The following is a 20,137-nucleotide window of genomic DNA, read 5'->3' on the forward strand; positions in this document are numbered from 1 at the left end:
ACATCCGATCTTTCATCGAAAGGAACACCATGTCCGTCGCCACCTTCGAGGACATCCGCGGCCAGGCCGAGGCGCGCCTGGAGAAGAACATGAAGGTCAAGTCGATGATCATCGACCGGCTCGGCCTGGACGTGGAGCCGGCCGTCGTCTCCGACAACCAGCCGCTGTTCGGCCGCGGCCTGGAGATGGACTCCCTGGACACCCTGGAGATCGTCGTCATGGTCAACAACGAGTACGACGTGCTGATCAGCGACGACGACTTCGAGGCCTTCGGCTCCATCAACGCCCTGGTCGACTTCGTCGAAGCCCGCGAGGTGTGAGCATGACCGTCACCTCCGAGGCGCCGGTCAGGAGCGCGAAGAAGAAGTTCGCGTACTCCTCCGACGACATCAAGCGGATGCTGCCGCACCGCTGGCCGATGCTGATGATCGACCGCGCCTACGACGTCGTGCCGGGCGTCTCGGGCCGCGGAGTGAAGAGCGTCTCCGTCAACGAGCCGTTCTTCGCCGGCCACTACCCCGACCACTCGATCATGCCCGGCGTGATGATCGTCGAGGCGATGGCCCAGCTGGTCGCCGTCGTCTACGTCGCCGAGCTGATCGAAGCTCCGGAGCCGCCCGGCGACGCCGACCCCTCCGCGAGCGTCGGCTACCTCGGCTCGATCAGCTCGATGAAGTTCTCCCGGCTGGTGGTCCCCGGCGACCAGCTCACCCTCGACGCCAAGCTCGGCCAGCGCCTGGGCGGTCTGCGCCAGGTCTCGGTCCGCGCGAGCGTCGGCAACGAACTGGCGGCCGCCGGCTCGCTCATCGTCACCACGGGCCGCAAGGGCTAGCCACGCCACCCGCATCAGCCCGTACGCGTACGGATCCGGCCCCGGGCCCCGTACGCATCCGACCCGAAGAGAAGGAGGTGGGGTATGCCCATCACGATCCGCCCGTACCAGCAGGGCGACGCGCATGACATCGCGGAGCTCTACAACCGCCACCGCGACAACCCCAACCCGGTGGCCGGAGGCATCACCGGCGCGGAACTGGAGCGCGAGCTGGCCGAGCGGGACACCGGCACGTTCCTGGTGGCGGTGGACGGCGGGAAAGTGGTGGGCACCTTCGGCCTGTTCCACAACACCGGCCGGCGCTCCGCCCGCGCCGGTGAGCTGATCGCCGACATGTTCTTCGTCGCCCCGGCCTACCGCAACGGCGTGATCACCGGACGGCTGTTCACCGAGGCCGTGGAGTGGATGGTGCAGTCCGGCTGCCTGGTGCTGCGGCTCACCGTCAACCCGGCCAACACCGTGGCGTTCCGCCTGTACCGGCGGGTCGGCTGCGTCTCCGTCGGGCAGACCGTGCCCGGCGAGGACGGCAACGTCGAACTGCACAACTACATCCCGCTGATCCTGCGCAGCGTCTTCGCCGACCTCGACCCCGAGGTCCGGGCGGCCCTCGGCGGCCTGAACAGCTTCGCCACCGTCACCGAGTCCCGCGACGACGAACTGCGCTCCGACGTCCGCCTCGTCGACGGCGTCCGCACGGTCGACTACTGCCTGGCGCTGGGGGAGTTCCGGCTCACCGCGAGCGTCGACGTCGACCGCGGCGCCGTACGGCGGGCGGAGGTCACCGGACCCGACGGGACGAGCCGCGCGCTCAGCCTCGTGGAACCCCCCTACCGGGTCCGCGCCCCGCGCCGGGCCGAGCCCTACCGGTTCGCCTCCGACGGGCTGGCCGTGGAGGTCGACGGCGACGACGGGACCGTGCGCGTGCTGGCCGACGGCCACCACGGTCCGGTGTTCGTCTCCACCTGGCCCAGCTGCCGCGCCGACCGTCCGGCCGGCTGGCGCGAGGGCGAACCGCGCGACCTGGAACTCGTCCCCGTCGCGCACGGGGTACGGGTCACCGAGCGGTGCGGGGACGACGAGGTCACCGGCACGATCACGCTCACCGACGGGGTGCTCGGCCAGGACTTCGCCTTCACCCGCAGGCCCGGCCGGATCTTCCAGACCGTGGGACTGCGCCAGGGCGCCTTCGTCCAGGACGGCGGCCCGGCCCGCCCGATCGGGCTCGGCCTCGGCGTCCGTGACGCCTCCGAGGTCGTCGCCGCCGCGCACACCGTCCCGCCGGGCGGCGACCTGGCGTGGCACGGAGTCGACTGGGACGTCCGGGTGCCGGTCCGCGAACCCGTCCGGCTGATCCACAGCACCCTGCTGGAGCGGGGCCTGGCGGCCGGCCCGGACGGGGTGGCCCGGCTGCGCACCCAGTTCCACCGCCGGGACACCCGCGGCGCCGCCCCCGTGGCGGTGCCACCGGTGGCGGGCCCCCGCCGGATCCAGCTCGACGCGTCCGCCGCGGGCGTCACCGTCTGGAAGGAGGGCACGAGCAAGGTCCTGCGCAGCCCGTTCCCGCGCACCCGGACGTTCGGCAACAACCCCCGCTGGAGCGCCGGGATGTGGGTCACCGCCGAGCACAGCCGCTTCGGCCGCGCCGGCGGCCTCGGCTGGGGCGTGCGTTCCACCGCCGCCTGGGAGGAGAAGCACCCGCTCGCCCTGTACGGCCCGCGGGAGGGGATCGGCTTCGAGCTGACCGCGCCCGAGGACACCGGCGAACCGGTCCGCGTCGACATCCGGGCGCCCGGCTCCCACGAGGAGGCCGTCCTCTGGCTCACCCCGCACACCCCACGCCGCACCACCGCGGTGATCGACTCCGCCGGCACCCGGTGGGAGCTCGACTCCTCGGAGTTCCGGCAGATCTGGGCCGCGGCGGTCGCCGTACGCCTCTCCGACGGCAGCTGGCTGCACTGCCGGCCCGCGGACGCCGCGGAGGCCGGCCCGGCCGAGGCGGAGATCGTCCTGCGGACCACCCCCTCCGGCCTCCTCGTCGGCTGCGTGGCCCCGGCGCGCCGGGAGCACACCTGGCAGCTGTCCGTCCACCGCGAACCCGCCCTGTGAACACCGCACTCTCCGACAACCGCACGAACCGAGACACACACCGGAAGGAACCACTCGTCATGACCACCGCCCCGCTGCGCACCGAGACGGACGACTACACCACCGTCCGCACCACCGTCGGCGCCTACCGGATCACCGCACCCCTGGTCCGTGTCTCCGGCGACGAGCGGATCACCCTGCTCGACCAGTTCCTGGCCAAGTCCGGCGAGTTCGTCGAGCCGGACACCGTCCGCGAGGCGCTGGCGCTGAACGCCGACGGCACCCCGTTCGCGATCCTGCTGCACTTCGAGATCGGCGACGACGCCTGGCTGCTGCCGCGCACCCAGGTCACCGCCGCCGAACTGCGCGCCTACTTCGAGCAGCTGGACGTCCCCGAGGACGTCACCGTCGAGGTCGAGCCGGAGGGCTGGGGCGCCAGCGCCTTCGAGGGCCCGACCGCCTGGTCCGTGGCCGCGCACTTCGTCGACTTCGACATCTCCGGCCTGACCCTGCACGCCGTCACCGAGTCCGCGCTGCCCGAGGAGCCGGCCGCCCTCGCCCACCTGGCGCGCGTCGGCACCACCGGCGAGTACGGCTACCTGCTGCTGACCAATGCCCCCGACGCCGCCCACGAGGCCGTGCTCACCGCGGTCGCCGAGCAGGGCGGCGCGCCGGTCGGCCCCGAGGGCCTGGCCCGGGTGCAGGCCGAGGCCGGGATGGCCGTCTACGCAGCGGGCTTCACCGGCCTGACGGTGGGCGAGGCCGACCTCGCCTGGATGATCGACTGGAACCGCATCGGCGAGTTCCACGGCTCCGACGGCCTGGAGCGGCCGACCACCGCCACGGCCCGGCTGACCGCGCTGGCCGCCCCCGCCGAGAGCCGGTTCGCCGCCGGCGCGAAGGTGACCGCCGCCGGCCAGGAGGTCGGCACCGTCCTGTGGCAGGCGCCCGCCGCCAACCCCGAGGAGGAGCTGGTCCTCGCGCTCCTGGACGCCCCCTTCTGGGTCCCCGGCCTGGAGCTGGCCGCCGGCGACGAGCAGGGCGCCGAGCGCCCGCTGCGCACGGTCACCCTGCCCCGCGTCATCGCCCGTTCGCTCACCACGAGGATCTCCTGATGATCACACCGAGAATCGCCCTCACCGGTCTGGGGCTGATCACCGGGGCCGGGGACGACGTCGAGAAGGGCTGGTCGTCCATCACCGCCGGCACCTCCGGCATCCGCACCAACACCCTCTTCGACACCTCCGAGCTGCTGACCGAGTGGGCGGGCATGGTCACCGCCGAGCAGCCCGCCGACGTGGACCGCTGCTACGCCCTCGCGGCCACGGCCATCCGGGAGGCGCTGCGCACCAGCGGCCTCGACCTGGACACCGTCGACCGGGACCGGGTCGCGGTCGTGGTCGGCTCCAGCCTCGGCGCCATGCCCACCCTGGAGGGCGTCCACGCCGGCCTGGTGCACGAGGGCAGGCTGGACGCCCGGGCCGCGGCGGCGTCCCAGCTGCCCTGCGTCGGCGACTACATCGCGGCCGAGTTCGACCTGCGGGGCCCGCGCGTGGTCCTCTCCAACGCCTGCGCCGCCAGCGCCGTGGCCCTCGGCTACGCGGCCGAGCTGCTGTGGAAGGAGGACGTCGACTACGTCATCTGCGGCGGCGTCGACCCGCTCGCCTCCCTGTCGGCGTACGGCTTCAGCGCCCTGGGCGCGCTGGACGCCGAGCCCTGCTCGCCGATGTCGGCCTCCAGCGGGCTGACGCTCGGCGAGGGCGCCGGGTTCATGGTCCTGGAGCCGGCGGAGCGGGCCGCCGCGCGCGGCGCCCGGCCCCTGGCCGAGCTGGGCGGGTACGGCCTGTCCTGCGACGGCTACCACCAGACCGCCCCGGACCCCAGCGGCAAGGGCGCCTGCGCCGCCATGGCGCAGGCCCTGGACACCGCGGGCCTGGGCCCCGGCGACGTCGACTATCTCAATCTGCACGGCACCGGCACCCCCGCCAACGACGCCTCCGAACCCAAGGCCGTCAAGCTGCTGTTCGGCACCGCGGTCCCGCCGGCCAGCTCCACCAAGTCGATCATCGGTCACACGCTCGGTGCGGCCGGCGCCGTGGAGGCGGTGGTCAGCACCCTCGCCATCGACCGCGGCACGCTGCCGCCGACCATCAACACCCGGGGCGTGGAGCAGCCGTTCGGCCTGGACATCGTCCCGGACACCGGGCGCCCGGCCGCGCCCGAGGTGGTGCTGTCCAACTCCTTCGCCTTCGGCGGCAACAACGCCTCCGTGGTGCTCCACCGTCCGGGCCGCCCGGGCTCGGCGTCCCGGCGCACCGAGTCCGTCCACGACGTGGTGGTGACCGGTGTCGCGGGCCTGGCGGGGGCCGCCCGCAACACGGGCGAGCTGCTCGCGGCGCTCGCCGAGGACCGGCCCTGCTTCACCGGGGCGGAGGAGGTCGAGGGCGTCGGGGAGGTGCCCGTCGGCCGGATCGACGTCAAGGCCGCCTCCCGCGGCATCAACCCCAGCCGCGCCCGCCGCATGGACCCGCTCAGCCTGCTGGCCGCCGCCGCGGTCGCCGACCTGTACGGGCGGCACGGCAAGCCCTCGCGGGCGGAGGCCGAGGGCACGGGGATCGTCTTCGCGACCGGCTACGGCCCGGTGACCTCCGTCCTCCAGTTCCACAAGGGCGTCCTGAAGCAGGGCATCAACGGCGCCAACCCGGCCCTGTTCGCCAACACCGTCGTCAACGCGGCCGCCGGCCATGTGGCGATGCTGCACCGCTACCGCGGCTACACCGCCACCATCGCCAACGGCGGCACCAGCTCGGTCCTCGCCCTCCAGCTGGCGGCCCGGGTCATCGCGCGCGGCGCCGCCGACCGCATCATGGTGGTGATCGCCGACGAGTTCCCCGAGCAGGCCCTGGCCACCCAGGCCGGACTGCCCGGCTACGCCCGCACCGCCCGGATCGTCCCCGGCGGCCGCACCGGAACGGTGCTCAGCGAAGGCGCGGCGGCCGTCCTGCTGGAGAGCCGGGAGTCGGCCGCCGGCCGCGGCGCGGACGTCCTCGCCCGGGTCCGCGGCTACGGCGCCTCCGGCGAACCGGCGGGCATCGGCCGCATCGGCCGCGACGGCGAGGCCTGGGCGCGGTCCCTGCGCGCCGCCATGGCCGAGGCGGGAACCGGCCCGGACGGCATCGACACCGTCGTCTCCGCGGCCTCCGGCTACGGCCTGGTCGACTCGGCCCAGGCGCGGGCGCTGCGCCTGGCGGGCCTGGACGGCCGCCCGGTGCTGGCCCCGAAGGCGCTGCTGGGCGAGACGTACGGCAGCGCGGGCGCCCTCGGCCTGGTCGCCGCCCTGAGCGGCGAGACCCCTCGGGGCCGGCTGCTGCTGTCCAGCTTCGCCTACGGCGGCAGCTACGCGGCGGCCGTGTTCGACACGGGGGAGTGAGCGGTGGGCACGTTGATGGGTCTCGTGCCGGCCCCGGTGCTGCGGGGCGGCAGGGACGTCGGCGCGGCGGGCCGGGGCGGTGGCGTCGCGGGTGACACGGCGGTGATCGACTGTCTGGTCACCCACCACTCCCGCCTGCCCCGCGACCGCATGGGCCACCGCCTCAGCCGCTCCGGCCGTTCGCTGATCATCGAGGCCGTCCGGGCGGTGCACGGCCTGGACCTCACCGCCCGGGACCTCGCCCGCGACCCGCACAAGAGGTGGAGCGTTCCGGAACACGGGCTGAACGTCTCGGTCGCCCACTGCGCCGCGTACAGCGCCGTCGCCCTGTCGACCGGACCGAAGGTCGGCGTGGACCTCCAGGACGAGCGGGACCGGCCGTACGCCATGCGGTGGCTCGGTGAGCTGCTCGGCCGGACGGAACCGGCCGCCATCCGGGACTTCGCCGAGTGCGAGGCGCTGATCAAGGCCTCGCACGTGACGAAGGAGACCTTCGCCGGAGTCCGGCTGCCGTCCTGGCGGCCGGGCTGGCGGCCCACCAACGTCCCGACCTACCACGTCCGTTCCGCCACGGCCGGTCCCGCGCTGCACCTCGCGCTGGCCGCCGACGAGCCCGTCCCGGTGCGCTTCCTTCGGCGGACGGACGGCACCGACGCCCTGACCCTGGAGGCGGCATGACAGCGACAGCCACGACGGCACGGCCGTACACCCGCCGTATCTCGCAGATCGAACGCGGCTATCTGAACGCGGCGGCGACCGGCACCCCGCAGCTGATCCAGATGGTGGTCGAGGGGGAGGGCTCCCTCGACCCGGACGGCCTGCGGGAGGCCGTGCGGGCCGCCACCCTCGCGAGCCCGGGGATGGCGGTACGGCGCCGGGCCGCCGCCTGGCGGGCGGACGGCCCGCTCCCGCCGGTGGCGGAACTGCCCTGGACGCCCGGCTACGAGCACCCCTTCTTCCACCGCGACCTGGACGTGGTGACCGGACCCGTGTGCGAGGTCGGGCACGCCTCGCGGGGACCGGCGACCCGGCTGGTGGTGCGGGCCAGCCACATCGTCACCGACGGCCGGGGCCTGCGGCAGTGGCTCGCCGACGTGTTCCGCGTGCTGCGCGGCGAGCAGCCGGCCGGCGCCGACGCGGTGGTCGACGACACCCACTTCCGTACGGCGGCGGGGGACGTGCCGCCCGCCCGGCCGCCGGCCCGGATCCCCGGCCTGCCGGCGATCCTCGGCACCGGAGAGGCCGACGGCACCCCGCTGTGGTTGCGGCGCCGGGTGCCGGCCCACGCCTCCGCGGTCACCGCCCGCGTGGCCGCCGCTCTCTCCGGACACCTGGCGGGCGACACCGGCCGCCTGGTCGTCCCGGTCGACCTGCGCCGGCACGACCGCTCGGTGCGCTCCACCGCCAACCTGACCTCCCAGCTGGTGCTGGACTTCCGGCGGGACGAGGAGTGGAAGGCGCTGCACGGCCGCATCATGCGCGCCCTGCTGCGCAAGCAGGAAGTGGCCGCCCTCAGCCGGGACTTCCTGCGTCAGAACCCCTTCGCCAACACCCTGCGCGAAGCTCAGGAGCTGGACGGCAGCCGCTTCCCCTGCACGGCGATCATCACCGACCACGGGCGGATCGACACGGACGAACTGCGCACCGACGGCTTTCGCCCCACCGCGTTCTCCACCCTGCCGATGCTCGTGCCCTACGCCGAGATGTTCCTGAGCGCCTGCCGGATCGGCGACGAGACCGAACTGACGCTCTCCTGCCGCAACCGCCCCGGTGCCCACGAGGCGGGCGAGCGGCTCCTGGACACCGTCGCGGACGCACTCACGGCGGCGGACTGAACCGCCCCGGTCGCTTCCCGATCCCCTTCCGACCCGCTTTCCGCACTTCGACTCCTTCAAGGACGCCCACATGTCGCTGACCGACCGACACACCGGCGAGGAGGCTCGTCCCGAGTCCTCGCCGCCCGCAGCGGACGCTGCGAAGAGACCTTCCGGCCCCACCGTCCTGACGATCGCCGTGGCCATCACCGGCGGTTTCCTCGCGCTGCTCGACACCACCATCGTCAACGTGTCCCTGGAGGACACCACCGCACGGTTCGGGGACATCAACCAGGTGCAGTGGGTGGTGACCACGTACCTGATCGCGCTGGCCGCGCTGATGCCGGCCGCCGGCTGGCTCGCCACCCGGTTCGGCGTCAAACGGGTCTTCGCCGGCGCGACCACGCTGTTCGCGCTGGGCTCGGCGGCCTGCGCGTTCAGCCAGACCCTGCCGGAACTCATCGCGGCGCGCGGGGTGTCCGGGGCGGCGGCCGGCGTGCTCACGCCCGTGTCCACCATCCTGCTCACCAGCGGCGTACCGCGGGAGCAGCTGGGCCGGGTGCAGGCGCTGAACGGCAGCGTCATGCTGATCAGCCCGCTGCTCGGCCCGACGATCGGCGGGCTCCTGGTGGAGGCCGGCGGCTGGGCCGCGGTGTACGCGGTGAACGTGCCGCTGTGCGCCGCCCTGCTGGCCGTCACCCTGCGCGCGGTGCGGGGCGGCGCCCCGGCCGCCGAGGGAGCCAAGCCGCTGGACGTGGTGGGCCTGCTGTCCTCGGCGGCCTGCACGGTGAGCACCGTCCTCGCCATCCACGCCTTCTCCGGCGCCGGCCTGCGCCTGAGGGCCTCCCTGCTGGTGCCGCTCGCCCTCGCCGTGCTGAGCGGCGCCGTGTTCGTCGTACGCCAGCTGCGCGCCCGCTTCCCGCTGCTGGACCTGCGCCTGTTCGGCCACCGTGTGTACCGCACGGCGGCCGTCAACATCTTCTGCCTGGGCTTCGTCCTCTACTCGCCGATGATGCTGATCCCGCTCTACTTCGAGTCCGCGCGCGGCGAGAGCGCCGTGACGACCGGCCTGCTGATGTCCACGGGCGGCATCGGCGTGGTCTCCGCGGCCTGGCTGTGCAAGGTCCTGATGAAGCGGCTGGGCGGGGGCGGCACCGTCGTCGTCGGCATCGCGCTGACCATGCTCGCCACCGTGCCGCTGACCCGGCTGTCGGCGGACACCTCCTACGTGCTGCTGTGTGTGAGCCTCGCGGTGCGCGGGCTGGGCACAGGACTGACCATCGTCCCGGCGATGACCAGGGCGTTCCAGTCGATCCGGCCGCAGTCCATCCCGGACGCCTCCGCGCAGCTCAACCTGGTCCAGCGGATCGGCGGCGCCGTCGCCCTCGCCGTGGTGACGGTGATCCTGGACGCGGCGGCGCGGCAGCGCCACGGGCTGGTGCCCGGCGCCTTCGCCCACTCCTTCGGCCGGCTGCTCGTCGTGTACGCCGTCACACTGCTCCCCGCCCTGGCGCTGCTCGCGGCGGACCGCCGCGAAGCCCGCCGGAGCGGGGAGAAGGGGTGACGGAGGCCGAGGGCTGTCCCGTGATCCCCGGCGGGCGCGGATCACGGGACAGCCCTCGGGCGCGGGGACGTCCGCGGTCAGCGGGTCGAGGGGAGCCAGCCGTCCTGGACGGCGTGGACCCCGGCCTCGAAGCGGCTGCGGGCGTCCAGGCGTTCCATCAGGTTGGCGGCGACCCGGCGGGCCGTGCGCGGCGAGACGCCGAGACGCTTGGCGATGGCCTCGTCGGTGTAGCCCTGGGCGAGCATCTTCAGCACCGCGCGCTCCTGCGGGGGCATGTCCTTCGCGTCGGACTTGGGCGTGGTGCCCAGGGGGACCGCGGTCTGCCACACGCTCTCGAACAGCGCGCACAGCGCCGCGACCGTCCCGGCGCCGCTCAGCACCACCCCGCCGGCCCGGGCGTCGGAGGTGTCGATGGGCAGCACCGCCTTGCGCCGGTCGAAAATGATCATCCGGATCGGCAGGTCGGGCACCGTGCGGACCTGCCCGCCGTGCTGGTGCAGCCAGCTGACGTGCTCCAGCGTGGGCGCGTGGTTGCGCACGCTGTCGAGGTAGACGGTCCGCATCCGCACCCCGCGTCCGAGGAGGTCGGCGTTGGGTTCCCGGCTGGCCGCCAGGTCCTCGGCCGAGTGCGCGCCGCCCGGCGCGAAGGTGGTCACCTCCGTCCGCGCGGACCGGGCCAGTTCGGCCAGCCGCTCCCGGATCGCCTCCGGGCCGATCAGTTGCTCGGCGGCCTGGTCGACGGCGCGCGGACGCAGCGCCGAACACTCGGCGATCAGCTGCGCGGCGGCCGCCCGGGAGGCCTCCACCCGCATCTGCTGGGCCGCCAGTTCCGCCTGCTGGCGGGCCAACAGCACCTCCATCGCGGTCTCCGGGCCGATCGCCCGGAACCCGGTTTCCTCGCCTCCTTCTCGTACCGCGGGCTGTATCAGCGCCAGCTCACTGAGCCGGTCCAGCCCTCTTCTTACCTGATCCTCCGTCAGGCACAGCCGGGTGGCCAGCGCCGTCACGCCGTCATGAGGGCTGGTCAGCATTCCCCGGTAGATGGCTTCGGCAACGGTGTCCAGTCCCAGGACGTCCAACATGATGCATTCCCCCTGGTCAGCATCAAACTCACCGAGTTCGAAACTTTGTGCACCAGAGCTTACTGATGTTGAACTCCTGTTGCTCCTGAGACGGCAACCAGGACGGTTCCTGCCAATTTGACGAACATTCAACCAACGGCGACAGCAGGGCGCGTCGCGCGCATGGACGACCACTCACGGCGAACGCCGACCGAGGAGTAGTTGCGCATTGAATCTTCTTGGTCCCGATCCCCGCTCCGGTCCCGGTGCGGTCCGGACCGGAGCGGCCGGCGCCTCCGGCCCGTCCGTCGCCGTACTCACGTACGTGCGTCCGCCCATCCGCGCCAATGTATGACCGGTGCGGACCACTTCACCGATGACGGTTCATGCCATGGCACAAACCGTCCACCGGGAGCCGCTCCCCGGCTCGATTTCCGCGCCGAAGAATGAAGGCATGTATCTCATTCATGTGCGCCTCGAGGGCCCCGGCGGCGCTGCCGGAGGGCCCGACCTGGCCACGATCGTCGGGTCGTACGCCGAAAAGGCCGACGGCCTCGAGCACATCACGGTGCATCAGGGCCCTCCGGGGGACATCACACTGGGCTTCTTCCTGCTCGCCGAGGACCTCGCGGCCGCCGAGAAGACCGCGGCCCACCTGGCCGGACAGGCCGTTTCCGGGCACCCCGAACTGCGGGAATTGCGCATCCGGCAAGCTGAGGCCGTGCTGGTGCCCGGTCCCTGGTGGGACGACTGAGCCGCGTACATCTCCGCAGGTCGCGGTGGACGGCTTAGGACAGTGCAGCTTCCGTCCACCCGATTTCCGTTCCTTCTCGACCGGCGCTCGAGCAGAGTGGAGGCATCGGCGGAAACGACCGGCCGCCGATCGCCCCGGTGCTTCGTCACCGGGAATCCACCCACTTTTTGAAGGAGTAATTCCGTGCCGGCTACCCGTGTCTCCAAATTCGTCGCCTCCGTGCTTCTCGCCGCCGGCGGACTGACGCTTTCGGTGACCGCAGCGCACCAGGTGCAGCACATTCCGGGAGTTGTCGGGACCGCACAGGGAACGGGCACGACCACCGTCGTGGACACGACGGACGACGTCACCTGGGGACGGTGACCGCGTCCCGAGCAGGCCGTGCCGAACGGCTCGCACACCGGGGGAACGACCAGCCCCCGTTCCCGGGAGATCGACCGACCCGCACATCGGGGGAACAGAAGAAATGGAATTCCTTGTCCTGGGTTCTCTGGAGACCCGCCAGTCGGGCGAACTCGTCCGCGTCAGGGGCATGCGCCAGCAGAAGCTCCTGGCACTGCTGCTCCTGCACGCCAACCGGGTGGTCCCGGTGGACGTGCTGGTGGACGAGTTGTGGGAGGACCCGCCGTCCTCCGCACGTCCCCAGGTCCACAACGCCATCCGTGATCTTCGCCGCATCCTCTCCGCGGCCGACGAGACCAGTCTGGTCACGATGGACGTCGGGTACCGGCTCATGGTCCCCGACGACGCCGTGGACGCCCACCGCTTCGTCACCTGGGTGCGCGGCGCCGCCACGGCCGAACGCGAGGGCCGCCACGCCGACGCCGTCCGCCTGCTCCAGTCGGCGGTGGACCTCTGGCGCGGCGACGCCTTCGCCGGCATCCACTGCCCCAGCGTCACCTCCGCCGCGGTCAAGCTCCACGAGCAGCGGCTGACCGCGCTGGAGGACCTGATGACGCTGCGTCTGAGGACCGGCGAGACCAGCTCGCTGGTCGGCGAGTTGCACGCGCTGCTCGCGGAGTACCCGCTCAGGGACTCCCTGCGCGGCAGCCTGATGCTCGCCCTGTTCCGCAGTGGACGGCAGGCCGACGCGCTCGCCGTCTACGACGAGGGCCGGCGGTTCCTGGCGGAGGAACTCGGTCTGGAGCCCAGCCAGTACCTGCGCACCCTGCACGCCGAGATCCTCGCCGACTCCCCCGCGGCCCGCGGCCCCGCACCGGAGGGCCGCGCGCCGCGCGGCACCCGCGCCCCGGGCGGACCCGGCCGGCCGGCGGGACGCGACGACGCGGTACACCCCCCGTCCGCGCCCGCGTCCGCGTCCATGTCCGGACCGGCGACCGCACCCGGCTCACCGCCCGGCAACCGCCGGAACTACCTGCCCCACGACCTCACCGACTTCACCGGCCGCGCCGCCGAACTGAACTCCCTGCTGGGCCTGGCCGTCCAGGAGCAAGCGGACTCCCCGTTGATGATCGCCGTCGACGGCATGGGCGGCGTCGGCAAGACCACCCTCGCCGTGCGCGTCGCCCACCGCGTCGCCGCCGACCATCCGGACGGCCAGTACTTCATCGCCCTGCACGGCTACAGTGCCGACCGGCCGCCGCTGCCGCCCGAAGAAGCCCTGGCCACCCTGCTCCAGGCCAGTGGCGTGGCGCCGGAGGCGATCCCGCGCAGCCTGGAGGAGCGCAGCGCCCTGTGGCGGTCGCGGCTCGCGGGCCAGCGCTGTCTGGTGGTCCTCGACGACGCGGCCGACACCGCCCAGGTCACCCCCCTGCTGCCGGGCGCCGGCGGCACGCTGGTACTGGTCACCAGCCGCCGCAAGCTCAGCGCGCTGGACGGGGCCGTGCCGCTGTGGCTGGACGTGCTGCCGGCCGAGGACGCCGCCGCGCTGTTCACCCGGGTCGTGGGGGAGCGGCGCGCGGCCCGCGAACCCGAGCAGGTGGCGCGGGCCGTCGAACTCTGCGGCCACCTGCCGCTGGCCGTCCGCATCGCCGCGACCCGGCTGCGCTCACGCCCCACCTGGGCGGTCGCCGACCTCGTGGACCGCCTGGCCGGCGCCCCGCAACGGGCGAGCTGCCTGCACAGCGCCGACCGCGATCTGATGTCCATGCTGCGCACGTCCTACCAGCACCTGAACCCCTCCGAGCGCCGGTTCAGCCGTCTCATCAGCCGCCACCCGTCCCCGTCCTACGACGTCGCGCACGCGGCCGCCGTGACCGGCCTGCCGGCCGGCGACGTGGAACGCCACTTCGACGTGCTGATCGAGAACAACCTGATCCGTGAGGACACCCCGGCCCGCTTCTCCTTCCACACCCTGATCCGCGACTGCACCCGCGACCTGCTGGTCGACGACGAGCCCCGTCCCGAGGCGGCGTGACCCACGCCCCCGGGACGCGGTCCCGGCCGCCCCGGGGACGGTGTGTCAGCCGCCTTCGGGAACGGTGCCCCGGCCGCCCTCCGCGGCCGGCCGGCCGGCCCGCGCGTAGGCGCGCACCAGCGGACGGTCGGCGTCCTCGCGGCGCCAGGCGAGCGCGTAGCGGCTGGGCCTGATGCCGCGCACCGGCCGGGTGGTCACCCCGCCCAGGCTGATCAGCGGCGCGTTGCCGGCCGCGACGAGGCACACCCCGAGCCCCGCGACGAGCGCCTCGTACGTCTCCTCGGTGCTCGCCACCTCCGCGCCGATCATGGGCGGGACACCGCCGCGGGCGTCCAGGGCGAGCCAGTGGTCACGGAGCGCTCCGGCGGCCCGCGGCAGGGCCAGGAACGGCAGCCCGGCCAGGTCCGCGAAGTCCACCTCCGCACGGGCGGCCAGCGGATGCGTCTCGGGCAGCGCGACCAGCCGCGGTTCCTCGGCGACCACCGTCCAGCCGTAGCGCCCGGGGTCGGGCAGCGGCAGCCACACGAAGGCGACGTCCACGACCTCCTCGGCGCGTTCGGCACCGGGCGGGCCGGGGTGAGCGCGGACAGCGGGCTGTACGCCGAGGTGGGCGAGACCCGCGCGTTCGTCTCCGGCGGCGACGGCACCCAGCCCGGTGACCCCGCGAAGGCGGCGGCTCTGATCCTGGCCGCCCTGGAGGCGGACGACACCCCGCTGCGGCTGCCCCTCGGCGACGACGCGGTCGGCGCCGTCCTCGACCACCTCGACCGGGTGCGCGGCGACATCGGCGCCTGGGAGAAGCGTGCCCGCGCCACCGCCTTCGACGACTGAGCCCGGGCCCCGCCGCCGCGCACCCGGAGGGCCGTCACGCCGGCGCGGGAATCCCGCCCCGGTGCGCGGTCACTCCCGTGCGAGCCCCGACTTCAGACCCGCCCCGCACAACGGCACCACCGCCGACCTGCCGGCGAGCGTGCCCTCCCGTACGGCCGCCCAGCAGGCCACGCCCGTCGACTCGACGTACAGGCCGCGCGAGGCCAGATCCAGCTGGGCGTGGCGGATCTGGTCCTCGGTGACGGTCAGGAAGGTGCCGCCCGACTCCCGTACCGCACGCAGGATCTGACGGGCCCGGGGCGGCCGGGCGATGGCGATGCCCTCCGCGTGCGTGGGGGCGACGACCGTCGGCCCGGTCAGCTCCTCCGCCCCCTCCTCCCAGGCCTGGGCGAGCGGGGCCACGGCCGCCGCCTGCACCGCCCACAGCGCCGGACGCCGGTCCAGCAGTCCGGCCCCGTACAGCTCGGCGACCGCCAGCGCCGCGCCGAGCAGCAGCGTGCCGTTGCCCACCGGCAGGACCAGGACGTCGGGCAGCCGCCCGCCGAGGTCCTCCCACAACTCGTGCACGTACGTCTTGGTGCCGTGCAGGAAGTACGGGTTGTACACGTGCGAGGCGTAGAAGGTGTCCGGCTCGTCCGCCGCGCGCCGGGCCGCCGCGCCCGCCGCCTCCCGGTCGCCGTCGACCATCTCCACCCGGGCGCCGTGCGCCTCGATCTGCTCCAGCTTCTTCGCGGAGGTGCCCAGCGGGACGTACACCGTGCACGGCAGCCGTCCGCGGGCGCAGTAGGCGGCGATCGCCGTGCCCGCGTTGCCGCTGCTGTCCGCGACCACCCGGCGAGGCCCGGCCCGCAGCGCCAGCTCGGCCAGCAGCACCGCGCCCCGGTCCTTGAACGACAGCGTCGGCATCAGGTAGTCGAGCTTCGCCGACACCCCGTCGGCCAGCTCCACGAGCGGGGTGCGGCCCTCGCCCAGGGAGACGGTGGGCGACGACAGCGGCAGTGTCTCGGCGTACCGCCACAGCGAGTTCACGCGCCCGGTGAGGGACTTCAGGGGCGCGGGGGTGGGGGCGAAGTCGAGGTCCAGAGGGCCGCGGCAGGACGGGCAGCACCAGGCGAGCGAGTCACCGGGGACGCGGTTGCCGTCGGCGGGGCAGTATCGGTCCGGCAGAGGTGTCATGTGCGCAGGTTAAAGGTGCGGGCCGGCCGCCGCCCTGGCAGGACGGCCGGGCGGCACACCCGGCTCCCCGGCCGTCACCCGTCGTGCGCTCGGTCCTCCCACGGCTCCTCGGGGTAGGGCTCCGGGTCGGTGACCCAGCCCGCGGCGAGCACCAGGCGGGTGTGGCGGTGCAGGGCGAGGAAGCCGAAGGGGCGGTCGAAGGCGGCGTCGACGGAGGTGGTCAGGTAGCGGAGCCGGGGCATGCCGGCGCCCGCCATCATGCCGAACGCGGACACCGCTCCCGCGCGGAACCCCAGCGGGCCGAACGTCGCGACCGCCATCTGCGCGGCCGCCCCGACGGCCAGCGGGAAGTCGCTGATGCCGGGGAAGTGCCCGGCCGAGTCGTCCCGTGCCGTGGTCAGCCCGAACAGCCGGTGCAGGGCCAGCAGGTCGTGGTGCGCGGACAGGTCGTACGCCGGAGTCCTCACGTGCAGGGTGGGCGGCGCCGGCCGGGTGTTGCGCACCCTGCGCACCCGCAGCCCGGGTCCCGCGTCACCGAACGGGAGCCGCGGCCCGGGCACGACCGGGTGCCTGCGCTCAAGGACGCCGATGCCCGCGCGCAGCACCTGGCCCGGCGTCATGTGCTCCTCGCCCAGCAGCAGATGGACGTCGACGGCGGTGTTCCCGAGCACCTTCAGCTCGGTGACGTGCCCCTCCGGCGTGTCCACCACCCCGATCCGGTCCAGCAGCGTGCTCGACCTGAACAGACCGCGCAGCGCCCGGCCCCGCCACGGTCCGGCCTCGGGCTCCAGCACCCCCTCGTGGAAGCGGCTCAGCCACTGGGTGCGCACGGTCAGCGCGCCGGCCAGCACCAGTTCGGTGTCCTGCGTCACCGGGACCGGCATGGCGTCGATCAGGCCGCCGGTCCGCTTGTGCGCCCAGGTGTCCAGGGCCTGGCGGTCTGCCGCCGGGTCCCCGGTGAGCACGCCGTGCGTCCCGGCCGGCAGCCCGGCCGCCCACGGCTCCCGCAGCTCCAGGGTGCGCTTCGTCCACAGTCCGAGGGCCGACGCCGCTCCGCGCAGGCTGTCGAGCGCGCGGAGCAACTCCCGTGCGTGGGCCGCGGCCTGATCGGCCGGCAGGCCCACGGCGGCGGCGAGCTCCGTGCGCGCCGCGCCCCCGGCGCCGTCGGCCAGGAACGCCAGCAGCGGCCACACCCCGGCGGCGGAGAACACCGTGCCGCCGTCGCCGTCGCCGTCGCCGTCGCCGTCGCCCGCTCGGTCCGCCCAGCGGGCCGTCAGCCCGTTGACCGCCCGGACGGTCGCCTCCGACACCTGCATGCGGGTACCTCCGCCTCCCCGGCGATCCGTCACGTCAGCCGTGACTGTGCGCAAGGCTAGGGGCCGGGTCTGCGTCATCGCTCGAAGTTTCGGTGAGGGCGGTCGGGGCGCGGGCGTGGCAGCTCGCATGGGCGGGCAGGTGTGACGACGTCCGGAGCGGGGAGGAAGTGCCTGGATGATGCGTCGCGGCTCCACAAGTCATCACATCGAGTGATTCTCTGGCCTTCGCTTGCACGTCACAACCCACGGTTGCCACGCTGTTGCTGTCTGTACAACCTGATGGGAGTGGCCAGTGACTTTCGGTGAGCAGCCGGCGTATCTGCGTGTCGCGGGTGACCTCCGCAAGAAGATCGTCGACGGTCAGCTGCCACCGCACGCCAGGCTGCCCTCGCAGGCGAGGATCCGCGAGGAGTACGGCGTCTCGGACACGGTCGCCCTGGAGGCCCGCAAGGTGCTGATGGCCGAGGGGCTGGTCGAGGGCCGCTCCGGTTCGGGGACGTATGTGCGCGAGCGGCCCGTGCCGCGCCGGGTGGCCCGCTCCGGCTTCCGGCCGGCCGCCGGTGCCACTCCGTTCCGCCAGGAGCAGGCGGCCGCCGAGGCGCGGGGCACCTGGGAGTCGCGCAGCGCGCAGACCGAGGCGAGCGGCGCGATCGCCGAACGGCTCGGGATCGCGCCCGGTGACCGTGTGATGTGCACCAAGTACGTCTTCCGGGACGCGGGGGAGGCGATGATGCTCTCCACCTCCTGGGAGCCGCTCGCCCTCACCGGCCGCACGCCTGTGATGCTCCCCGAGGAGGGACCGCTCGGCGGCATGGGCGTCGTCGAGCGTCTGCGCGCCATCGACGTCATCGTCGACAACGTCACCGAGGAGGTCGGCGCCCGCCCCGGCCTCGCCGAGGAACTGCTCACCCTGGGCGGAGTCCCGGGCCACGTCGTGATGGTGATCCAGCGCACCTTCTACGCCTCCGGCCGCGCCGTCGAGACGGCGGACGTCGTGATCCCCGCCGACCGCTACCGAGTCGCCTACCACCTCCCGGTGAAGTAACCCATCGGGAAGGCCGCACCGCACACCGGCACACGCGGGACGCCGGCCCGCGCGGGGAGAGCCGGTCCACGACAGGCGGTCAGGGCCGCGCGGTCGTGCGCTCCTCGGCGGGGCCCGCACTCACCCGCGCCCCCCGCGCCGCCGCGCGCCGCGTCCGTCGGGCGCTGGATTCCGGCCGTTCTCGCAGGTCGTCCGCGTCGCCCTCCCAGCGGGCCAGGCGTCGCTGACCGTGCCTGGCCAGGTCCGCGGGCGGCGTGTTCGGCAGCGTGCGCCCCCTGCGTACTGGCCGGTTGCCTACCTCTTTGTGAAAAGGCGTATTCGCTGTGTGAAGGTAGGGCGTAGGCTCGGGCATATGCGTATTGCGGTTTCCCCGGCGGCGGGGCGCGGCGGGGGCCGCGAGCCGGACGCGGGCGCAAGCCCGTAGGGGCGGGAAGGAGCAGTGGGGCGGGAATGAACGACGGCACGATCACTCTTCCCTGGCTCGTCGTCCGCCAGGACGACAACGGCAATCGCTACCGCGTCGGCAGGTACGCCACCCGCGCCGAGGCGCAGAAGATCGCCGACAGCCTCGACAGCCGTGGCCACCGCCAGCTCTACTGGGTCGAACGCGTGGGGGACGGCGCCAATCCCACGGACACCACCGACGACTGACCCGCCACCGGACACCGTGGGCCGCCACCGGCCCACGCCGGCCCCGGCCGGCTCCCGTAGGCTCCGGCGCATGACCGAACGGATCGTGGTGGTGGGTGCCGCCCTGTTCGACGGCGGCCGCCTGCTCGCGGCCCGCCGCAGCGCACCCCCGGAGCTGGCCGGCCGCTGGGAACTGCCCGGCGGCAAGGTCGAGCCCGGTGAGCGGCCCGAGGCCGCACTCGTGCGTGAACTGCGGGAAGAACTGGGCGTCGAGGCCGAGGCCGTCGCGCGGGTCCCGGGCAGCTGGCCGCTGAGACCGCCCTACGAACTCCACGTGTGGACCGCACGTCTGCGCCCTGGTTCCGCCGCCCCTGCCCCCCTCGAGGACCACGACGAACTGCGCTGGCTCACGCCGTCCGACATCTGGACCGTGCCGTGGCTGGACCAGGACGTCCCCGCCGTACGGGCCGCCCTCCGCGCCTGAGCGCCGCCGCGCCGGACGCCTGAACCGCCGAGCAGGCTGCCGCCGGGGGCGGTACTGGGCACCGGATACCGGGTATGTCCCCATTAACCACATGAAACCGGACATGCGAGCTCACTGGGCTGGGAAGTGATCGGTGTGATCGACACCGAAGGCGACTGTGCCGAGTGGACCTTTCCCGCGGAACCCGGTGTGGTGCGCACGGCTCGTACCGCTGTCCGGGGGCAGCTGCGCAGCTGGGAGCTGGACAGCGTCCAGGACACCGCGGCCCTGCTGGTGAGCGAACTGGTCACGAACTCGCTGCGACACGCCCGCGGTCCCATCGGCGTGCGGCTGGTGCGCCCGCCGGGCCTGCCCCACGTGCTGCTCGTCGAGGTCTCCGACCCGCTGCCCGACCCGCCCCGGGCGCGTCCGGTCCGCCCCGAGGACGAGGGCGGGCGTGGGCTGCAACTGGTCGCGTCCGCCTCCCGTCGCTGGGGGACCCGGCCGGACGACACCGGAAAGACGGTCTGGTTCGAACTCGCGGTGCCCGCGGGAGCCGTTGACGGACGTCCGTGACGACCCGTTGTGCCGGTGTTTGAGCCGGTGTTCGCCACGGGTGTCCGCCCGCCCGGCACGGACGCTCGCCGCAACGGGGTTCGACGGGGTGCCGCCTGGTTAGAAGACTCATGGTGTTGTCACAGGCCGGACCGAAAAGCATCGGGATGGTCCTGTGATCGTGAACACCGTGTTGCGCGGCGC

General features: G+C 73.7%; 18 protein-coding genes and 2 pseudogenes. 16 read left to right on the forward strand and 4 right to left on the reverse strand.

Annotation, left to right across the window (positions count from 1 at the left end; translation table 11 throughout):
• The first annotated feature begins 29 nt into the window (after positions 1-29).
• From ACWDUZ_RS03445 to ACWDUZ_RS03480, 8 genes are all read left to right on the forward strand, one after another.
• Positions 30-320 (forward strand): acyl carrier protein, encoded by a 291-nt coding sequence (locus tag ACWDUZ_RS03445; protein ID WP_358865694.1) that lies wholly within the window; start codon positions 30-32, stop codon positions 318-320.
• Between the two features lie 2 nt (positions 321-322).
• Complete coding sequence (gene fabZ / locus ACWDUZ_RS03450; protein WP_451630076.1) at positions 323-832, forward strand: 3-hydroxyacyl-ACP dehydratase FabZ; 510 nt, start codon at positions 323-325, stop codon at positions 830-832.
• Between the two features lie 84 nt (positions 833-916).
• The gene (locus ACWDUZ_RS03455; RefSeq protein ID WP_451630077.1) at positions 917-2,938 is read left to right on the forward strand and encodes an N-acetyltransferase family protein; all 2,022 of its coding nucleotides are present in this window, start codon (positions 917-919) and stop codon (positions 2,936-2,938) included.
• 59 nt (positions 2,939-2,997) lie between these two features.
• Positions 2,998-4,032 (forward strand): aminomethyl transferase family protein, encoded by a 1,035-nt coding sequence (locus ACWDUZ_RS03460; RefSeq protein ID WP_451630078.1) that lies wholly within the window; start codon positions 2,998-3,000, stop codon positions 4,030-4,032.
• Positions 4,032-6,347 (forward strand): beta-ketoacyl synthase N-terminal-like domain-containing protein, encoded by a 2,316-nt coding sequence (locus tag ACWDUZ_RS03465; RefSeq protein ID WP_451630079.1) that lies wholly within the window; start codon positions 4,032-4,034, stop codon positions 6,345-6,347. Before ACWDUZ_RS03460 ends, ACWDUZ_RS03465 begins: the two co-directional genes overlap by 1 nt.
• A 3-nt stretch (positions 6,348-6,350) precedes the next feature.
• A complete protein-coding gene (locus ACWDUZ_RS03470) occupies positions 6,351-7,025 on the forward strand; it encodes a hypothetical protein (protein ID WP_451630080.1) in 675 nt (224 codons plus the stop codon).
• Positions 7,022-8,182, forward strand: coding sequence for a hypothetical protein (locus tag ACWDUZ_RS03475; protein WP_451630081.1), 1,161 nt, complete (start codon positions 7,022-7,024; stop codon positions 8,180-8,182). Before ACWDUZ_RS03470 ends, ACWDUZ_RS03475 begins: the two co-directional genes overlap by 4 nt.
• 70 nt (positions 8,183-8,252) lie before the next feature.
• A complete protein-coding gene (locus tag ACWDUZ_RS03480) occupies positions 8,253-9,725 on the forward strand; it encodes a DHA2 family efflux MFS transporter permease subunit (RefSeq protein ID WP_451630082.1) in 1,473 nt (490 codons plus the stop codon).
• 77 nt (positions 9,726-9,802) lie between these two features.
• Here the strand turns inward: ACWDUZ_RS03480 and ACWDUZ_RS03485 are convergent, their stop codons facing one another.
• The gene (locus ACWDUZ_RS03485; RefSeq protein ID WP_451630083.1) at positions 9,803-10,807 is read right to left on the reverse strand and encodes a LuxR C-terminal-related transcriptional regulator; all 1,005 of its coding nucleotides are present in this window, start codon (positions 10,805-10,807) and stop codon (positions 9,803-9,805) included.
• Between the two features lie 355 nt (positions 10,808-11,162).
• On the opposite strand from ACWDUZ_RS03485, the gene ACWDUZ_RS03490 reads away from it, so the two are divergent.
• The 3 genes from ACWDUZ_RS03490 (at position 11,163) to ACWDUZ_RS03500 (ending at position 13,917) form a co-directional block, all read left to right on the forward strand.
• The gene (locus tag ACWDUZ_RS03490) at positions 11,163-11,540 is read left to right on the forward strand and encodes a hypothetical protein (RefSeq protein WP_451630084.1); all 378 of its coding nucleotides are present in this window, start codon (positions 11,163-11,165) and stop codon (positions 11,538-11,540) included.
• Between the two features lie 183 nt (positions 11,541-11,723).
• On the forward strand, positions 11,724-11,903 hold the full coding sequence (locus ACWDUZ_RS03495; RefSeq protein ID WP_451630085.1) for a hypothetical protein: 180 nt from the start codon (positions 11,724-11,726) through the stop codon (positions 11,901-11,903).
• 103 nt (positions 11,904-12,006) lie between these two features.
• Entirely contained in the window at positions 12,007-13,917 is a 1,911-nt protein-coding gene (locus tag ACWDUZ_RS03500; protein ID WP_451630086.1) for a BTAD domain-containing putative transcriptional regulator, read from the forward strand.
• 45 nt (positions 13,918-13,962) lie between these two features.
• Here the strand turns inward: ACWDUZ_RS03500 and ACWDUZ_RS03505 are convergent.
• Positions 13,963-14,460: pseudogene (locus ACWDUZ_RS03505) on the reverse strand (LysR family substrate-binding domain-containing protein); the annotation flags it as partial.
• A 12-nt stretch (positions 14,461-14,472) separates the two neighbouring features.
• Between ACWDUZ_RS03505 and ACWDUZ_RS03510 the strand changes: the two are divergent.
• Positions 14,473-14,748 (forward strand): annotated as a pseudogene (locus ACWDUZ_RS03510) (hypothetical protein); the annotation flags it as partial.
• 69 nt (positions 14,749-14,817) lie between these two features.
• Here ACWDUZ_RS03510 and ACWDUZ_RS03515 read toward each other — a convergent pair.
• A complete protein-coding gene (locus tag ACWDUZ_RS03515) occupies positions 14,818-15,924 on the reverse strand; it encodes a pyridoxal-phosphate dependent enzyme (protein WP_451630087.1) in 1,107 nt (368 codons plus the stop codon).
• Positions 15,925-15,998: 74 nt separating this feature from the next.
• Positions 15,999-17,240: a serpin family protein gene (locus ACWDUZ_RS03520; protein ID WP_451630088.1), complete on the reverse strand. Its 1,242-nt coding sequence runs from the start codon at positions 17,238-17,240 to the stop codon at positions 15,999-16,001.
• Positions 17,241-17,532: 292 nt separating this feature from the next.
• Between ACWDUZ_RS03520 and ACWDUZ_RS03525 the strand changes: the two genes are divergently transcribed.
• From ACWDUZ_RS03525 to ACWDUZ_RS03540, 4 genes are all read left to right on the forward strand, one after another.
• Positions 17,533-18,285 (forward strand): GntR family transcriptional regulator, encoded by a 753-nt coding sequence (locus ACWDUZ_RS03525; RefSeq protein ID WP_451630089.1) that lies wholly within the window; start codon positions 17,533-17,535, stop codon positions 18,283-18,285.
• A gap of 450 nt (positions 18,286-18,735) precedes the next feature.
• Positions 18,736-18,936, forward strand: coding sequence for an SPOR domain-containing protein (locus ACWDUZ_RS03530; RefSeq protein ID WP_451630090.1), 201 nt, complete (start codon positions 18,736-18,738; stop codon positions 18,934-18,936).
• A 70-nt stretch (positions 18,937-19,006) separates the two neighbouring features.
• Positions 19,007-19,399 (forward strand): (deoxy)nucleoside triphosphate pyrophosphohydrolase, encoded by a 393-nt coding sequence (locus ACWDUZ_RS03535; RefSeq protein ID WP_451630091.1) that lies wholly within the window; start codon positions 19,007-19,009, stop codon positions 19,397-19,399.
• A gap of 126 nt (positions 19,400-19,525) precedes the next feature.
• Positions 19,526-19,954, forward strand: a complete 429-nt coding sequence (locus tag ACWDUZ_RS03540) for an ATP-binding protein (protein ID WP_451630092.1) — start codon at positions 19,526-19,528, stop codon at positions 19,952-19,954.
• Positions 19,955-20,137: the final 183 nt, after the last annotated feature.

It is taken from the genome of Streptomyces sp. NPDC003393, from assembly GCF_053589015.1.